General features: G+C 71.1%; 14 protein-coding genes and 1 pseudogene. 9 read left to right on the top strand and 6 right to left on the bottom strand.

From position 1 onward, the window contains the following. From U9R90_RS06045 to U9R90_RS06020, 6 genes and pseudogenes are all read left to right on the top strand, one after another. Positions 1 to 615 (top strand): annotated as a pseudogene (locus U9R90_RS06045) (hypothetical protein); the annotation flags it as partial. Positions 616 to 810: 195 nt separating this feature from the next. Further along, entirely contained in the window at positions 811 to 1,653 is an 843-nt protein-coding gene (locus tag U9R90_RS06040; protein ID WP_411055340.1) for a nitrilase-related carbon-nitrogen hydrolase, read from the top strand. Further along, entirely contained in the window at positions 1,650 to 2,930 is a 1,281-nt protein-coding gene (locus U9R90_RS06035) for an aspartate aminotransferase family protein (RefSeq protein WP_411055339.1), read from the top strand. The genes U9R90_RS06040 and U9R90_RS06035 overlap by 4 nt, the downstream gene beginning before the upstream one ends. 116 nt (positions 2,931 to 3,046) lie before the next feature. Continuing rightward, positions 3,047 to 4,450 (top strand): dihydropyrimidinase, encoded by a 1,404-nt coding sequence (gene hydA, locus U9R90_RS06030; protein WP_411055338.1) that lies wholly within the window; start codon positions 3,047 to 3,049, stop codon positions 4,448 to 4,450. Positions 4,451 to 4,512: 62 nt separating this feature from the next. After that, the gene (locus tag U9R90_RS06025; protein WP_411055337.1) at positions 4,513 to 5,526 is read left to right on the top strand and encodes a TIGR03842 family LLM class F420-dependent oxidoreductase; all 1,014 of its coding nucleotides are present in this window, start codon (positions 4,513 to 4,515) and stop codon (positions 5,524 to 5,526) included. Between the two features lie 59 nt (positions 5,527 to 5,585). Then, complete coding sequence (locus U9R90_RS06020; RefSeq protein WP_411055336.1) at positions 5,586 to 7,130, top strand: NCS1 family nucleobase:cation symporter-1; 1,545 nt, start codon at positions 5,586 to 5,588, stop codon at positions 7,128 to 7,130. Here U9R90_RS06020 and U9R90_RS06015 read toward each other — a convergent pair. Both U9R90_RS06015 and U9R90_RS06010 read right to left on the bottom strand, forming a co-directional pair. Continuing rightward, positions 7,127 to 9,283, bottom strand: coding sequence for an ATP-binding protein (locus U9R90_RS06015; RefSeq protein ID WP_411055335.1), 2,157 nt, complete (start codon positions 9,281 to 9,283; stop codon positions 7,127 to 7,129). The two genes, U9R90_RS06020 and U9R90_RS06015, sit on opposite strands and share 4 nt — an antisense overlap. Next, entirely contained in the window at positions 9,219 to 10,076 is an 858-nt protein-coding gene (locus tag U9R90_RS06010; protein WP_411055334.1) for a nucleosidase, read from the bottom strand. The genes U9R90_RS06015 and U9R90_RS06010 overlap by 65 nt, the downstream gene beginning before the upstream one ends. Positions 10,077 to 10,170: 94 nt before the next feature. On the opposite strand from U9R90_RS06010, the gene U9R90_RS06005 reads away from it, so the two are divergent. Beyond that, positions 10,171 to 10,725, top strand: a complete 555-nt coding sequence (locus U9R90_RS06005) for a hypothetical protein (RefSeq protein WP_411055333.1) — start codon at positions 10,171 to 10,173, stop codon at positions 10,723 to 10,725. A 126-nt stretch (positions 10,726 to 10,851) separates the two neighbouring features. Here U9R90_RS06005 and U9R90_RS06000 read toward each other — a convergent pair whose 3' ends face one another. The 4 genes from U9R90_RS06000 to U9R90_RS05985 form a co-directional block, all read right to left on the bottom strand. Next, entirely contained in the window at positions 10,852 to 11,490 is a 639-nt protein-coding gene (locus U9R90_RS06000; RefSeq protein WP_411055332.1) for a hypothetical protein, read from the bottom strand. Between the two features lie 149 nt (positions 11,491 to 11,639). Next, on the bottom strand, positions 11,640 to 13,211 hold the full coding sequence (locus tag U9R90_RS05995) for an APC family permease (protein WP_411055331.1): 1,572 nt from the start codon (positions 13,209 to 13,211) through the stop codon (positions 11,640 to 11,642). Between the two features lie 195 nt (positions 13,212 to 13,406). Further along, positions 13,407 to 14,291, bottom strand: a complete 885-nt coding sequence (locus tag U9R90_RS05990) for a class I SAM-dependent methyltransferase (protein WP_411055330.1) — start codon at positions 14,289 to 14,291, stop codon at positions 13,407 to 13,409. A 10-nt stretch (positions 14,292 to 14,301) separates the two neighbouring features. Beyond that, entirely contained in the window at positions 14,302 to 15,366 is a 1,065-nt protein-coding gene (locus U9R90_RS05985) for a carboxymuconolactone decarboxylase family protein (protein ID WP_411055329.1), read from the bottom strand. Between the two features lie 242 nt (positions 15,367 to 15,608). Here U9R90_RS05985 and U9R90_RS05980 point away from each other — a divergent pair, with 242 nt between their 5' ends. Both U9R90_RS05980 and U9R90_RS05975 read left to right on the top strand, forming a co-directional pair. Next, positions 15,609 to 16,223, top strand: a complete 615-nt coding sequence (locus tag U9R90_RS05980) for a DUF4232 domain-containing protein (RefSeq protein ID WP_411055328.1) — start codon at positions 15,609 to 15,611, stop codon at positions 16,221 to 16,223. Between the two features lie 190 nt (positions 16,224 to 16,413). Continuing rightward, the gene (locus U9R90_RS05975) at positions 16,414 to 17,253 is read left to right on the top strand and encodes an inositol monophosphatase family protein (RefSeq protein ID WP_411055327.1); all 840 of its coding nucleotides are present in this window, start codon (positions 16,414 to 16,416) and stop codon (positions 17,251 to 17,253) included. Positions 17,254 to 17,292: the final 39 nt, after the last annotated feature.

Here is a 17,292-nt window from a genome sequence, read left to right as displayed (position 1 = left end):
GCCGCGGACCCGACCCCACGCGGCGCCCGCTACGCCGGCCTCGCCGAGCACGACGAACCGTCCCACCAGGCATCCCACCCCGACGACTGGGCACCCCGCGCCACCGCCGACGCCGTCGCCGCCCTGATCGCCCTGCGCGGCGAAGGCCGCAGCGGCGAGGCGCACGCCGTACTCTGCGACGCCGCCCAGTGGCCCGCCGCCCGGCTGCCGCTGCTCGCCGCCGAGCTGTACCGCGCCGGGCTCGGCGCCGACTGGTCGACCCTGCTGTGGGAGGTCGCATCCCTGCCGCCCGACCACCTGGCCGCGGCCGCCGACGCGCTGGCCGCGGCGGGCCGCACCGACGACTGCCGCCAGCTGCTGCGCCAGGGCGCCGCCCGCCCCGCCCCCGAGATCGCCGTGGCCGTACTGGCCCTCGACGACGCGGGCCGCGGCCGCGAGGCCGACGCGCTCCTGGAGGCGTACGTCCGGGTCCGTACGCCCGAGGAGTCGGCGAGCATCGCCCAGGGCGACCCGCAACGCCTGGTGCCGCGCCTGCTGGACACCGCGCGCGCCGTGTCAGGTGAGCGCCACCGCGACCTCACCCACGCGCTGCGCGTGTCCGGGCTCACCGCCTGACCGAGTTCGCCACCCGGTGCGTGCCCGAAGCCGCGGCGCGCCCACTTCTCACCCGCTCGGGTGCGAAACATGATCGACTCAGCCGGTTAACGACGATGGTCTTGCCCAGCGCTGTGACGGGGCTTACGTTCGTCCCTCAACGCCTCGACTCTACGGGCGTAGAGGCTCTCTGACGTCCCGTCGAAGGAGCAGCTCATGACCAACGTCGTACGCGCCGCACTGGTCCAGGCGACCTGGACAGGCGACACCGAGTCCATGATCGCCAAACACGAGGAACACGCCAGGGAAGCCGCCCGCCAGGGCGCCAAGGTCATCGGCTTCCAGGAGGTGTTCAACGCCCCGTACTTCTGCCAGGTGCAGGAGGAGGAGCACTACCGCTGGGCCGAGCCGGTCCCGGACGGGCCCACCGTACGCCGGATGCAGGACCTCGCCCGGGAGACCGGCATGGTCATCGTGGTCCCCGTCTTCGAGGTCGAGCAGTCCGGCTTCTACTACAACACCGCGGCCGTGATCGACGCCGACGGCTCCTACCTCGGCAAGTACCGCAAGCACCACATCCCGCAGGTCAAGGGCTTCTGGGAGAAGTACTACTTCAAGCCGGGCAACCTCGGCTGGCCCGTCTTCGACACCGCCGTCGGCCGGGTCGGCGTCTACATCTGCTACGACCGGCACTTCCCCGAGGGCTGGCGCCAACTGGGCCTGAACGGCGCCCAGCTGGTCTACAACCCCTCGGCCACATCGCGCGGCCTGTCGGCCTACCTCTGGCAGCTGGAACAGCCCGCAGCCGCCGTCGCCAACGAGTACTACATCGCCGCGATCAACCGCGTCGGCCAGGAGGAGTACGGCGACAACGACTTCTACGGCACCAGCTACTTCGTGGACCCGCGCGGCCAGTTCGTCGGCGAGACCGCCAGCGACAAGGCCGAGGAACTCCTCGTCCGCGACCTGGACTTCGGCCTCATCGACGAAGTACGCAACCAGTGGGCGTTCTACCGGGACCGCCGCCCCGACGCGTACGAAGGGCTGGTGCAGCCGTGACCGATCTGTATGGCCGCCACAAGGCCGTCCTGCCCAACTGGCTGGCGCTCTACTACGAGGACCCCATCGAGCTCACCCACGGCGAGGGCCGCCACGTCTGGGGCGCCGACGGCACCCGGTACCTCGACTTCTTCGGCGGCATCCTCACCACCATGACCGCGCACGCGCTGCCCGAGGTCACCAAGGCCGTCGCCGATCAGGCCGGCCGGATCATCCACTCCTCCACGCTCTACCTGGACCGCCCCATGGTCGAGCTGGCCGAGCGGATCGCCGCCCTGTCCGGCATCCCCGACGCCCGCGTCTTCTTCACGACGTCAGGCACCGAGGCCAACGACACGGCCCTGCTGCTGGCCACCGAGTACCGCAGGTCGAGCTCCATTCTGGCGATGCGCAACAGCTACCACGGCCGCTCCTTCAGCGCCGTCGGCATCACCGGCAACCGCTCCTGGTCGCCGACCGGCCTGTCCCCGCTGCAGACGCTGTACGTGCACGGCGGCGTCCGCACCCGAGGCCCGTACGCCGGACTCTCCGACGCCGACTTCATCGCGGCCTGCGTCGCCGACCTGGAAGACCTCCTGGGTCACGGGCGCCTCCCCGCCGCCCTGATCGCCGAACCCGTCCAGGGCGTCGGCGGCTTCACCTCGCCGCCCGACGGGCTGTACGCCGCGTTCCGCGAGGTGCTCGCCGCCCGCGGCATCCTGTGGATCTCGGACGAGGTGCAGACCGGCTGGGGCCGCACCGGCGACCACTTCTGGGGCTGGCAGGCCCACGCCGCGAGCGGCCCGCCGGACATCCTCACCTTCGCCAAGGGCATCGGCAACGGCATGTCGATCGGCGGCGTGGTCGCCCGCGCCGAGGTCATGAACTGCCTGGACGCCAACTCCATCTCGACCTTCGGCGGCTCGCCGGTCACCATGGCCGCGGGCCTCGCCAACCTCGGCTACCTCCTGGAACACGACCTGCCGGGCAACGCGCGCCGGGTCGGTGGACTCCTCCTGGAGCGGATGCGGGCCGTCGGGGCGGGCGCCGCGTGCGTACGCGAGGTACGCGGCCGGGGCCTGATGATCGGCATCGAACTGGTCAGGCCGGGCACCGACGAGCCCGCCCCCGAGCTGGCGTCCGCGGTGCTCGAAGCGGCCCGCGAAGGCGGTGTCCTGATCGGCAAGGGCGGCGGCCACCACACCAGCGTGCTCCGGATCGCGCCACCGCTGTCGCTCACCGTCGCGGAGGCCGAAGAGGGCGCGGCGGTGCTGGAAAGGGCGCTGCACAGCGTCTAGTTCACGGGGCGGTGCCGGTGACCGGCCGTCCCGTACGCCCGCCGCGCGCCGCCCTGTTCCGGCCCGCCCCATCCCCGTACGACCAGAATCTCCGCACGAAAGGGAGCGCACCCCCTATGAGTACCCGCACCCTGATCCGCGGCGGACTCGTCATCACCGCCGCCGAAGAGACCCACGCCGACGTCCTGATCGAGGACGGCCGGATCGCGGCACTCGCCGCCCACGGCACCGACGCCGCGGCCGCCTGGACCGCGGACCGGGTGATCGACGCGACCGGCCGGTACGTCATCCCCGGCGGCGTCGACGCCCACACCCACATGGAACTGCCGTTCGGCGGCACCTTCGCATCCGACTCCTTCGAGACCGGCACCCGGGCCGCCGCCTGGGGCGGCACCACCACCATCGTGGACTTCGCGGTACAGGCCCAGGGCCGCGCACTGCGCGAGGGCCTGGACGCCTGGTACGCCAAGGCGGACGGCAAGTGCGCCATCGACTACGGCTTCCACATGATCCTCTCGGACGTCAACGAGTCGTCCCTGAAGGAGATGGACCTCCTGGTCGAGGAGGGCATCACCTCCTTCAAACTCTTCATGGCGTACCCCGGCGTCTTCTACAGCGACGACGGCCAGGTACTGCGCGCCATGCAGCGCTCGGCCACCAACGGCGGGCTGATCATGATGCACGCAGAGAACGGCATCGCGATCGACGTCCTGGTGGCCCAGGCACTCGCCCGCGGCGAGACCGACCCCCGCTACCACGGCGAGGTCCGCAAGGTCCTGCTCGAAGCCGAGGCCACCCACCGCGCGATCCAGCTCGCCCGCGTCGCGGGCGCCCCGCTGTACGTCGTGCACGTCTCGGCCGAGGAAGCCGTCGCCGAACTCGCGGCCGCCCGCGACAAGGGCCTGCCCGTCTTCGGCGAAACCTGCCCGCAGTACCTGTTCCTCTCCACCGACAACCTCGCCGAGCCGGACTTCCACGGCGCCAAGTACGTGTGCTCAACCCCGCTGCGCCCCAAGGAGCACCAGGCGGCGCTGTGGCGCGGCCTGCGCACCAACGACCTGCAGGTCGTCTCCACCGACCACTGCCCCTTCTGCTTCGTCGGCCAGAAGGAACTGGGCCGCGGCGACTTCTCCAAGATCCCCAACGGCCTGCCGGGCGTCGAGAACCGCATGGACCTCCTCCACCAGGCCGTACTCGACGGGCACATCACCCGCCGCCGCTGGATCGAGATCGCCTGCGCCGCCCCGGCCCGGATGTTCGGCCTCTACCCGAAGAAGGGCACCATCGCCCCCGGCGCCGACGCGGACGTGGTGATCTACGACCCGGCCGCCGAACAGACCATGTCGGCCGACACCCACCACATGAACGTCGACTACTCGGCGTACGAGGGCAAGCGCGTGACGGGCCAGGTCCAGACGGTGCTCTCCCGCGGCGAACTGGTCATCGACGGACGCGAGTTCACCGGCCGCGCCGGACACGGCGTGTACACACCCCGCTCCACCAGCCAGTACCTGAACTAGGCCAGCGCCTGAACTAGGCCAGTACCTGAACTCGGCCAGCACCTGAACTAGGAGTGAGCGTCATGGACTTCGGACTCGTCCTGCAGACCGACCCGCCCGGCTCCGCGGTCGTCGGACTGATGCGACGCGCGGAGCGCAACGGCTTCCGCTACGGCTGGACCTTCGACTCCGCCGTCCTGTGGCAGGAGCCGTTCGTCATCTACAGCCGCATCCTGGAGCACACCGAGAAGCTCACCGTCGGCCCGATGGTCACCAACCCCGGCACCCGCACCTGGGAGGTCACCGCCTCCACCTTCGCCACCCTGAACGACATGTACGGCAACCGCACGATCTGCGGCATCGGGCGCGGAGACTCCGCGATGCGGGTCGCCGGACGCAAGCCGAACACCCTGGCCCGCCTCGGCGAGGCGATCGGCGTCATCCGCGACCTGGCCGAGGGCCGGGAGGCCGACGTCGGCGGCCAGACCCTGCGGCTGCCCTGGGTGCGCGACGGCAAACTGCCCGTCTGGATGGCGGCGTACGGCCCCAAGGCCCTCGCCCTCGCGGGACAGAAGGCCGACGGATTCATCCTCCAGCTCGCCGACCCCTTCCTCACCGAGTGGATGATCAAGGCGGTACGGGACGCGGCCGAGGCCGCCGGACGGGACCCGGCCGCGGTGAAGATCTGCGTCGCCGCACCCGCCTACGTCAGCGACGACGACTCGCCCCAGGCCCTCGCCCACGCGCGCGAGCAGTGCCGCTGGTTCGGCGGGATGGTCGGCAACCACGTCGCCGACCTGGTCGCCAAATACGGCGAGCACTCCGACCTCGTACCCGAAGCCCTCACCGAGTACATCAAGGCCCGCAAGGGCTACGACTACAGCCACCACGGCCGCGCCGGAAACCCCGACACCGCCTTCGTCCCCGACGAGATCGTGGACCGCTTCTGCCTGATCGGCCCGGCCTCGGCACACATCGAGAAGCTCCAGGCGCTGCGCGAGCTCGGCGTCGACCAGTTCGCGGTGTACGCGATGCACGACGCGCGCGAGGCGGTCATCGACACGTACGGCTCGGAGATCATCCCCGCGCTGAGCTGAACCCGCCGTCCTCCGCGCTGAGCTGAACCCACCGTTCCCCGAACCGAGTTGGGCTGCCCATGACCGACACCGCTCCTCCAGGACCTCCACCCACCACCGGAATATCCCAGTCCACCGCCGCCGACGGCCGGGTCGAGCTGAGCCCCGGCGCCTATCCGCCCGACAGCCGCTACGCCAACAGCGACCTGCATCCCGTACCGCTCGCCGAGCGCACCTGGACGACGTACAACTTCGCCGCCCTGTGGATCGGCATGGCGGTCAACGTCCCCTCCTGGACGCTGGCCGCCGGTCTGGTCGCCCTCGGCATGGACTGGAAGCAGGCCGTCCTCACGATCGCGCTCGGCAACGTGATCGTCCTGCTGCCGATGCTGCTCACCGGCCACGCGGGCCCCAAGTACGGCATCCCCTTCCCGGTCCTGGCCCGCGCCTCCTTCGGCGTCGTGGGCGCCAACCTCCCGGCGCTGCTGCGCGGCCTGGTGGCCTGCGCCTGGTTCGGCATCCAGACCTGGATCGGCGGCGCGTCCATCTACTTCCTGGCCGGAAAGATCTTCGGCGCCGGAAGCTGGTGGACCGACGCGGACCGCATCGGCGGCTACCCGCTCACCCAATGGCTGTGCTTCCTCCTCTTCTTCGCCATCGAGATCCTGGTCATCCTGCGCGGCATGGAGGCCGTACGCCGCCTGGAGAACTGGGCGGCGCCGCTGATGCTCGCGGGCGCGGTCGCGCTGCTGGTGTGGATCGCCGACAAAGCGGGCGGCTTCGGCCCGCTCCTTGACCAGCCCTCCGAACTGGGCTGGGGAGCCGACTTCTGGAAGGTCTTCTTCCCGGCCCTGATGGGCATGATCGGCTTCTGGTCCACACTGTCGCTCAACATCCCCGACTTCACACGCTTCGGGGCCGGTCAGCGGGCGCAGGTCTGGGGCCAGAGCCTCGGCCTGCCGACCACCATGGCAGCCTTCGCCCTGCTCTCGGTGCTGGTCACCTCCGGCTCGCAGGCGGTGTACGGCGAGCCGATCTGGGACCCGAGCGAGCTGGCGGCGCGGATGGACAGCACGGCCGGGGTGATCTTCGCGCTGCTGGTCATCCTGCTCGCGACCCTCTCCACCAACATCGCGGCGAACCTGGTCAGTCCCGCGTACGACCTGTCCAACCTCGCCCCCAAGCTCATCAACTTCCGTACGGGGGCGCTGATCGCCTGCTTCATCGGCGTGCTGATCTTCCCCTGGAAGCTCATCGAGAACCCCGACTTCTACATCTTCACCTGGCTGGGCACGGTGGGCGGCCTGCTCGGCACGGTCGCGGGGATTCTGATCGCCGACTACTGGATCCTGCGCCGCACCCATCTGGAACTGGCCGACCTCTACAAGGGGGAGGGCCGGTACTGGTACGACTCGGGCTGGAACTGGCGGGCGGTGGCGGCGTTCGGGTTGGGTGCCGTACTGGCCGTGGGCGGGTCGCACTCGGAGCCCGGGAAGGGGCCGTTCCCGCAGGACGGCCTGATCCCGTTGCTGGAGCCGCTCGCGGACTACGGATGGGCGGTCGGACTGGCGGCTTCGCTGGTGGTGTACGTGGCGCTGATGCGGATGGGACGGGAGCGTTCTTAGGCGAAGGGCTGGAGCTCGGCCGCGCGGCGGCGGGCTTCGGTGGCCTCGGGAGTGGCGCGTGCGCGGTCGTAGGCTTCGGCGGCCCGGAGACAGGCCGCGCGCGCGGCAGCCGAGTCGCCGGCGACCTCGTGGGCGTGGGCGAGTTCGCTCAGACTCTGGCCCATCCCGTACCAGTTCTCCGCGCCCTCATTGATCTCCACGGACCTGTCGAACGCCTCTATGGCTTCCGGTGTCCGTCCCACCGCACGCAGCACGAGGCCGAGGTTGTTCCACGCGTGACCTTCGTTGTTGCGGTCGCCGGTGTGCTGGTGGATGTCGCGGGCCCGGGTGACCGCGTCGATGGCTGCCGCGGTCTGTCCCCCCGCGAGCAGAGCGATACCGAGGTTGTTCCATGCCATGGCCTCGCGGTTCCGGTCACCGGTGGACTCGTGGATGCGGCGGGCCTCGGTATGCGCCTCGACGGCTTTCGCGGTCTGTCCGTCCGCGAGGAGTGCGTTGCCCAGGTTGTTCCACGCGATGCCCTCGTTGTCGCGGTCGCCGGTGTGTCGGTGGATGTCGCGGGCCCGGGTCAGCGCCTCAACGGCCTCCGAGGCCTTGCCGACCATGCGGAGGGCGCTGCCGAGGTTGTTCCACACCTTGGCCTCGCTGTCACGGTCGTCGCTCCGCGCGGCGGCGGTCTGCGCCACCCGGCACACCATGACCTTGTCGCCGAAGTGCCGCCGCCAGTCCAGGTATTCGGCCAGGCGCAGGGACAGCTGGACGGCGTCCTCGGCGAACCGGTCCTCCTCGGCCCACTGAACCGCCGCCACCAGGTTCGCTCGCTCACTGTCCAGCCAGGCCAAGGCCGCCCCGCGTCCCGCGAAGCGCCTCGGCATCGGATCTCCGGGCAACGCCCGCAGGTGATCATCCGCCGCACCCGCCCACCGCCGGTAGAACCCCAGCAACCGCTCCCGGGCATCCCCGACTTCATCGTCCCCGCCGCACGGACCCGCGGCGAACTCCCGGACGAGGCTGTGCAGCCGCCAGCGCGGCCCGTGAGCGGCACGGACCTCGGCCACCAAGTGCGTGGCGGCGAGTTCCTCCAGCAGCGCCACCGTCTCGTCCGGACTGAGCCCGGCCATCGCGGCAGCCGCGTCCGTGCTCGTCTCCGTTCCCGGTGCCGCGCCCAGCAGCCGCAGCAACCTGGCCTCGCCATCGGAGAGCCGACGGTACGAAGCCTCGAACACAGGCTGCAGCACCAGAGGTTTGTCGTACTGGTCAACACCCTGACTCCGGAGAGCGTCCACGCGGTTGGAGGTCCGTAGATCGGCCACCAGGGAAGAGATCTCACGGTGGCGGCGTCGGGCGAGCAGGGCCGCCGCGATCTGCAGAGCCAACGGCAAATGGCCGCACAGCGCGGCGAGTTCGCGCAGGGCCTCCGGCTCACGGGACGCCCGCTCATCCGTATCGTCCCTGGCTTCGAGCGCGGCCCGCAGCAGGGCGATCGCGTCGCGTGGGCTGAGCGTCCCCAGAGCGAAGGTCCGTACGGGCAACGAGTCCATCCGGTCGCGTGAGGTGATCAGCACCCGATGGCAGCCGTTGCTCGGGAGCAGCTTGGCCACCTGTGACGAGTCGCTGGCGTTGTCCAGGATCAGCAGCATCGCCCGACGCCGCTGCGCCATGAGGTCGCGGTACATCGAGAGTTGGGCCTCGGCCGACCGGGGCAGATCGGTTCCGCGTACGCCCAGGGCCTCCAGCAGAGCGAGCAGGGTCTGCTCGGCCGTCGCCGGATGGTCGTCGTAACCGCGCAGGTCGACGAAGAGGGTGCCGCCGGGGAACGCGTACAGCATCTCGTGAGCGGCGTACACCACCAGAGCCGTCTTGCCGATACCGCCCATCCCGGTGACCGCGGAGATGAGTACCGGCGCGCCCGGGGTGGTGGGGGAGAGTGCTTCGCGTACGCGCGCGAGGTCGGCGTCGCGGCCGGTGAAACCGATCGGCCGGGCCGGGAGCGTGGTGGTTGCCTGCGGGACCGGGCCGCGGTGATGATCTCCCCGGTCTCCCGCCTCCGCTGCCTCCGCCGCGTCCGCCGCCGCCTCGGGTCTGCTGTCAGCCCTCGTCGCGCGGTCCGTTGACCACCTTTCCCGTGACAGGTCCGTGGAAGGTGCCGCCACTGAAGTCGATGTGGTCCCCGCCGTGGCGGGTGGCTGGCTGGCCTGCGGGCGCGGCACCACCTCCGAACGGTTCCTGCTTGCGCAGCACGGCCATCGCGGCGGCCGCCGCCCGCTCCGCCGCGCGGGGCTGCGACCCACCCGCGTCCGCCAGATGCTTCTGCCCGTCCGCCCGGTCGCTGATCCCACGGATCGTCAGCGTCTCCACCGCACCGTTGAGATGGGCGGCCAGCGCCATGCCCGAGCTCTCCATCTCGATCGCCACGGCGTCGTTGTAGTGATGCTTGAGCTGCTCGGACAGCGTGCTGACACTGGAGTTGAGCACCACATCGCCAGAGGTGACCGGCTTGAAGTGGACCAGCGCTGACCACTCCCCACCGCGCAGCGCGGCCCGGGCGGTCTGCCCGAGACGGTGCGAGGCGTCCCAGGCGCGCGGCCGGGCGTGGAAGCCGTCCGGCGACTGCTTGCCGCCCTGGTGCGCGTACACCCGAGTGGCGACCACGACGTCCCCGAGCCGCAGGTCGTCCGTCAACCCGCCCGCGATACCGACGAACAGCACGGCTCGCGGGGCGAGCCACGCGGTGAGCCGCTCCGTCAGCGCGGCCGCGTTCTGGGTGCCCTCGCCGATCTCCGCGAGGGCGATGGTCCACGGCGCGTCGGACACCCGCCCGCATTCGACCCGCGTACCGGATTCGTGCACGCGCTCCTCGATGGTGCCGGTGAGGTGACGACGTACGGCGGTGTACTCGACGGGGAGCGCCGTCAGGATGACAACGGTGGGGTGTGTGTCGGTCACAGGAAACGACGGTAGAGCATCTCCGCGAAGAGGGCGCCGGCTCAACGGAGTTGATCCAGAATGGGAGCTCGCGCATGGACCGAGGGGGAGCGCAATGGGACAGCCCGGTCAGGGGATCACGGTCGGCCAGCTGCTGCTCACCGAGTACCAGACGGTCAAGGACGAGCAGAAGGCCCGCATCGGCTTCCGGGACAACCTGCTGTACGTGACCCTCGCGGCGGTAGCGGCGGTGGTGGCCGCCGCCGCGCAGACCGGCCAGGCTCTGATGCTGCTCGCGCTGCCGCCCGTCTGCGTCGTCCTGGGCTGGACCTACCTGGTCAACGACGAGAAGATCTCGGCGATCGGGGCGTACGTACGCGAGGACCTCGGGCCGCGCCTGGCCGCGCTCGCCGGGGCCGAGGGCGGGACCCCCGAGGTCTTCGGCTGGGAGCGCGCGCATCGCGGTGACGGGCGACGCAGATCGCGCAAGGTGATCCAGTGCGTGGTCGACCTGACGGCGTTCTGCTTCGTACCGCTGGGCGGGCTGGTCATCCTCTGGGTGGACGGGGACGCGGGCGGGCTGCTGATCGCGCTGTCCGTGCTGGAGGCTCTGGCGACACTGGTACTGGCCTGGCAAGTGCTCAACTACGCGGAGGTCGTACGGAGATGAACGCGGCGCTGCTGGCGGCGCTCGCCGAGGGGGCGGGCGGCGAGGCGGGACGCCGGGCGCTGGGCTCGCTGGCGGCCGCCCCCCGAAACCCGCGAACCTCCGAAGCCCGCCGTGAAGCCGCTGCCTTCACCCGGCCCCCTGCAACTCCGCCAAAGCATCCCGAACCACCCGAACCGCTCCCTCCCGAATGACCTCCGCCCCCGGCGCCTTCTGCGACTCGAAGTTGCTCCCGTTGTGAGTAACGGTGACCAGCGCATTGCGGGACCGTACGAGCACGACCGCTTCCCGCGTCTGCTGCTTGTCCTCCGTGGTCAGGTCGACCGAGACGGAAGCCTGGTCGCCGAGCCCACCGGTGTTCTCACCCGTGGCGAGCACCCGCTTCCCGTACGCCGTGCGCGCTGCCTTCTCCGAGGCCAGCACGTCGTACGACACATCGAGCCACCGGTAGTCGAAGCCGTCCAGTGCACTCCAGGAACAGGTCCTGCGTCGCTTCGGGGCGGCGAGGGACAGTTCCTTGCCCGCGGGCTTGGCGCCGGGAACGAGGTCCTTGACCGTCTCTTCCGAGACCACCGCGCAGGGGTCGGGCGGCGCCTTGTAGGCGGGGGCGGCCTCGGCGCTCGGGCTGGACGCCGGGCGCGGTGTCGCCGCCGGGGTCGAGTTCGGCGCGTACGGGCCCGTCGTCCACGCCCAGCCGGCCGTGGCGAGCACCACGACCGGCAGTAGGCGCACGGTGAGCAAGAGCGGCAGCGGACGCACGGCGCGCACCTCCTGCGAGTGGCGAGTCACCCATCACGAGTGACGCGTGACCAGTGGCGAGTGGGATGTGAGGGACGAGAGTGTCACATGCGGCCCGCTCAGCAACAGGCTTGAGGCCCGGGGCGTCGCCCCGGGCCTCGAAGAACACCACTCCCGAGTCAGTCCTCGACCGTCAGTGCAGGCGTCTCCTGCGTGAGCACCTCGCCGCGGAAGAACGCCGGGCTGCGGCGCTGCATCGCGACCATCAGGACCACGCCGAGCAGCAGCAGCCCCACGCCGATCACGAACACCGAGCCGATGCCGAACACCGACGAGCCGCTGCCGTACGCCGGGTCCCACATGTCGTACATCGTCTGGACGAAGACCGCGGCGAGCATCACGCCGCCGAGGCCGGGCAGGATGCCCTTGACCAGCAGCTCGCGCCCGGAGCGGCGCAGTTCGCCGCGGAAGAACCAGACGCAGGCGAAGGCGGTGATCGCGTAGTAGAAGCAGATCATCAGGCCGAGCGCGTAGATGGTGTCCAGCAGGACGTTCTCGCTGAGCAGCGTCATCACGGTGTAGAAGACGCCGGTGGCGATGCCCGCCGCGACGGTGGCGCGGCCAGGGGTCTTGAAGCGCGGGTGCACCTCGGCGAAGGAGGCCGGGAAGGCCTGGTAGGTGCCCATGGCGAGGGCGGTGCGGGCGACCGGGATGAAGGTGGTCTGCAGGCTGGCCGCGGCGGAGGCGAGGACCGCGACGAAGAGCAGGACGCCCAGGCCGCCTCCCATGACCGGCTCCGCGAGTACGGCGAAGACGTTGTCGGCGGTGTCCGGGTTGCCGAGTCCGGTGCCCTTGTCGCCGATGCCCGCGTACATCTGGGAGGCGATCGCGACCAGCAGGTACGAGGCGACGATCACGACGATGGCCAGGAGGGCGGCGCGGCCCGGCGTCTTGGCGCTGCCGACGCTCTCCTCGTTGACGGACAGGCAGGTGTCCCAGCCCCAGTAGATGAAGATCGAGAGGGACAGGCCCGCGGTGAAGGCCGCGAAGGACTCGACCGCGAAGGGGTTCATCCAGGACCAGGAGAAGTCCAGCGAGCCCGCGACCTGGTCGGCCTTGCCGATCGCCATCACGACGAAGACGATGAGTACGGCGAGCTGCAGGCCGACCAGCGCGTACTGGACCCACTTGGTGGCGGTGATGCCGCGGTAGCTGACGGCGGTGGCGATAGCCACGAAGACCAGGGTGGTCAGGATGTGTACGGCCTTGTTGCCGTCGAGCGCCGCGATCGAGTCGTTTCCGGTCACCTCGCCGGCGAGTAGCCAGAAGAAGGAGGTGGCGACGCCCGCGAGGTTGGAGAGCACCACCACGGTGGCGACCAGCAGGCCCCAGCCGCACATCCAGCCCACTCGGGGGCCGAAGGCCTTGACCGACCAGGTGAAGGAGGTGCCGCAGTCAGGCACGGCCTTGTGCAGCTCGCGGTAGGCGAAGGCCACCAGAAGCATCGGCAGGAACCCGGCGAGGAAGATCGCGGGCATCTGCAGGCCGACCTCGCTGACGGTCGGGCCCAGCGTCGCGGTCAGGCAGTACACGGGTGCCACGGTCGAGACGCCGATCGTGGCGCTGCCGAGGAGGCCGAGTGAGTTACCGCTGAGGCCCTTGCCGCGTACGCCGCCGTCGCCGGGGACGCCCTCGGCGAGGGCGTCCCTGTCCTGGCCTCCAGAGGGAGGCCGTGTGTCCACCTGAGTCATAAAGACGACGTTAGGTCCTGCGGTTTCCATATCCGGAGGATCGAACTCCGCCCTCTTCGGTTTGGAATCCGCTGGTCAAAACGCCCATCGATCTTCGGTTCGTAGTTGATTCTCGAACTACGAGGCGCAATTCGCGGGGTTGGATCTCGGCTTCCGCGATGCGGGAATCGCAGCAGTGTCCGTTTTGACCTGATTCTAAATTTTCCCGCGGGGTTCCCCGTGGGGTTCTCCGTGGGTCTCCCCGTACGGCCGTACCGCCGTGACCAGCCACACCTGGAACCGGAGTCGCACCCCCCGCTCCGTCGCATACGGAACCAGAGCCTGAGCCATGGCCGCCCGGGTCGCGGCGGAGACCGTACGGTCCGGCGTGCGGGACAGGATGAAGGAGACGGCGTCCTCGGGATCCTCGCCCCAGAAGCAGCTCCCGGTCACCGGCGTCACCGTCACGTCCTGGTAGCCGCCGAGCGCCGCGCGCACCCGGTCCGGGTCGGCGAGCGAGGCCATGGCCTGGTGCGCGGCGACGGTCTCCGGGGCGGGTGGTTCCGTATGGCCGCCTTCCTCAAGCAGCTTCGCGAAGAGGCCGAAGGCGCGGGCCTCGTCGCTGGACGGGTCGGTCGGCTGCGGGCAGACGAAGGCCAGTCGGCCACCGGGCCGCAGCGCCCGCGCCAGATGGTCGAACGCGGCGCGGTGGTCGGCGAAGAACATCACCCCGCCCCGGCTGATCGCCACGTCGTACGAGCCCGGCGGGAAGGGGTGCTCCTGGGCGTCTCCGCGCTCGTACGAGGTGTTGGGCACGCCCTCGGCGGCCGCCCTGGCGCGGGCCTCGGTCAGCAGCGGCTGCGAGATGTCGACGCCGACCGCGTGGCCGTGCGGGGCCAGGCTCGCGGCGATCCGGGTGGTGGCGCCCGCGCCGCAGCCGATGTCCAGGACGCGGTCGTGCGCGTCGATCGAGGCGGCGAAGAAGAGGGGGTCGTTGAGTTCGGCGAGCATCGCGTCGTAGCGGTCCGCGTAGTCGGCCCAGTGTGCGCCCACGGAACCGTTCCAGACCATGTCCTGGCCGGGTTTGGGGTAGGTCGTCATGGCGTCTCCTTCAGCTTCGGTGGGTCGGGGTGTGGTGGGCGGCGGCGAGCGCGGTCTCGATGCGGTCGACCGCGGTGAACGCGCCGTAGGCGACCAGGTGCACCAGGCAGTGGTCGGTGTGCCGCGGGGTCCGCCAGGCCGTCACGTCCTCGGCGGTGATCCGGTACGGCGCGAGGGCGGCCAGCACGGCGAGGCGGGCACCCGGCCGGTCGCGGCCCGGCAGCGCGGCCCAGGTGAGCGGGGGATGCGTACCGTCCCAGTCCGCCACCGCGTCCCGTACCAGTGCCTGGTCCGCGGCGCTGAGCAGAGCCGCGCCCGCCATCGCCGCGTTGTGCAGCGCCGCGTACGCGGGGCCGACGGGCGTGCCCGCTGCCCAGGCGGGGCCGGGGCCGGGTTCGTCGAGCAGGACCAGGCTCCGGCCCGGCTCGGCGGTGCGGCGCACGGTACGGGCCAGCGAGCGGCCCGCCAGGGTGCGTACGGCCCGGTACTTCTGGACGTCGCCCGGCAGCAGGTTCTCGGTGAGCAGCGCCGAGGCGATGCGGTTGATGAAGTGGAAGGTGAGCACCGTGCCGAGGTACGCGGGCGCCTGCGCGGCCGGGAACGGCTCGTCGGACGCACCGGACGCACCGGACGCACCGGACGCACCGGACGCACCGGACGCACCGGACGCGCCGGACGCGCCGGACGGGTCGCGGGTCGCCTTCGCCCAGGCCAGCAGACGCGCGTGCTGCTCGTTCTCGGGTACGCCGCCACGCGCGATGTGCTCGCCGAGTCGGTGGTCGCCCGTGGCGTGCAGGAACAACGTATGGGCGTCGACACAGAACGGACAGCGGTTGGCGAGCGAGACGCCGAGCGCGGCGATCTCCTTGCCGGTACGTGGCGCGTCGCCCGCGAGCAGGGACTCGCGCAGCAACGCCCAGGTCGCGGCGAGCAGTTCGGGGGATGCGGACAGCACTCCGAAGGTGGGCGCCCGCTCGATCCCGAAGTCCTGCGCCACCTGGGCGAAGACCTCGGCGGTCAGCCCGGTCGCGGACCTGGGCGGTACGGGGTCGGTGAAGCGGTACTGGCCTGGCATCGCGGCCTCCGTTGTTCGGTGGTGGGTCGGGAATCGATGGTGGGTACGGGTTCGGTGAGTACGGGGTCGATGCTGGCCCCGCCGCGTGCCTCCGGTCGTCGTACGTCCGGAGCGAGTTGGGGCTGCCGCGCGCGGGCCATCCCGGCCGCCGACTACCACCAGGGGAGTAGTTGCGATGCGGTCTTCCAGGGGGAGGCGGGGGCGGGTCCGGGAGCCTAGGGTGCGGATATGCGGGGGATCACATGACGTACGACGACGCACACGGCAGCGGCGCCAGCGGCAGCAGCGGCCTGTCGCTCCGCCTGGGCGACGCGGTACTCGCGATCGTCGTCGGCGCCANCCCGCCGTACCCGTCGGCCGACACCCCGCCCGCCACGGCCGCCCCCGCACTCGGAGCGGACCCCCGTACCGAGCCGCCAGGCGAGTGCCCCGCCTCGGGCGTACGGGTCGAGGCGGGCCGCGTCAACCCCGCGATGGGCCTGCGCGCCTTGGGCGTGACCGTGACCAACTGCGGCGACGCCCCCTACCGTGTGAACGGCTATCCGGCCCTGGAGGTCCTCGACGAGGACCGCACCCTGCTCGACGTACGCGTCTTCGAGGGCCCCGAGCCCATCACCCTGCTCGACGACCCCGGCCCCCGGCCGCTCACCCTGCGGCCCGGCGACGCGGCGACCACCACCGTGGTCTGGCGCAACACCGTCACCGACGCGACGGTCACCGCCACCAACGGCGCCTACCTGCGGGTCACCCCGGCCCCGGGAACCGAACCCCAGACCGTGGCCCCGGAGGGCGGCATCGACCTCGGCAACACCGGGCAGCTCGGCACCACGGCCTGGGCCGTCCGGGATGACAGATGAGCAGGTGACAGGCGTACGCGGTGGGCCGCTGACCCTGCGTGCAGGCAGCGGCACCCGGCGTGCGGCCGCTGACCCACCGTGCGGACCGAGCCACCCGGCGTGCCCGCGCGTGGAAGGCAATTCATCACGATTCCACCTGGCGTACCCGGCCCCGGTAGGGATTGTCAGCGGTACGTGCTGTGATGGACGCATGATCGAAGAGCTCGAAGACTTTCTCGAGAACGGCCAGGCCGACGTGGAGGAGGCGATCCGCAAGGCGGCCGCCGCCGAGATCGTGCCCCGCTTCCGACAGCTCGCCGCGCACGAGATCGTCGAGAAGAACGGCCCGCACGACCTGGTGACCGTCGCCGACCGGCTCGCCGAGGAGCACCTCACCGCCTCGCTCACCGACCTGCTGCCGGGCTCGGTGGTGGTCGGCGAGGAAGCCGTGCACGCCGACGCGTCGGTCTACGAGCAGCTCGCCGGTGACGCCCCGGTCTGGATCGTCGACCCGGTGGACGGCACCCGCCAGTTCGTCCACGGCGACCCCGGCTTCTGCACCCTGGTCGCCCTCGCCCAGGGCGGCGACCTGCTCGCCTCCTGGACCTACGCCCCCGCGCTCGACGAGATGGCCGTGGCGATACGCGGCCGGGGGGCCAGGCTCAACGGCCGGGTGCTGCACTCCGGCGCGCCGGAGCCCGGCCAGGTGCTCGAAGTGGCCACTTCTCACCCGGACTTCACCACCCCCGACCAGAAGCGCGCCCTGCTCGGGCTGCGCACCGAAGGGGTGCAGCCCCGGCCGTGCGGCTCGGCAGGACTGGAGTACCTGGCCATCGCCAGGGGCGAGTTGGACGCGATCGCCTTCTCCTGGGAGAACGCCTGGGACCACGCGGCGGGCCTGCTCCTGGTGGCCGAGGCGGGCGGCGCGCACCGCACGGTCGCGGGGGAGCAGTTCCGGCTCGCGGGTGGGAACGCACTGCCGTTCACGGCCGCGCGGGACGAGGCCACGGTCGAGCGGATCGTAGGACTACTGCAGGGCGGCCACAGCTGAGCGGACGTGGCCGCACGGCTGGACTGTGGGTCTCGCGCG

The sequence above is a fragment of the Streptomyces sp. E11-3 genome, from assembly GCF_046540415.1.
Classification (GTDB): Bacteria; Actinomycetota; Actinomycetes; order Streptomycetales; family Streptomycetaceae; genus Streptomyces.
This window is presented reverse-complemented; position numbering and strand designations above follow the sequence as displayed.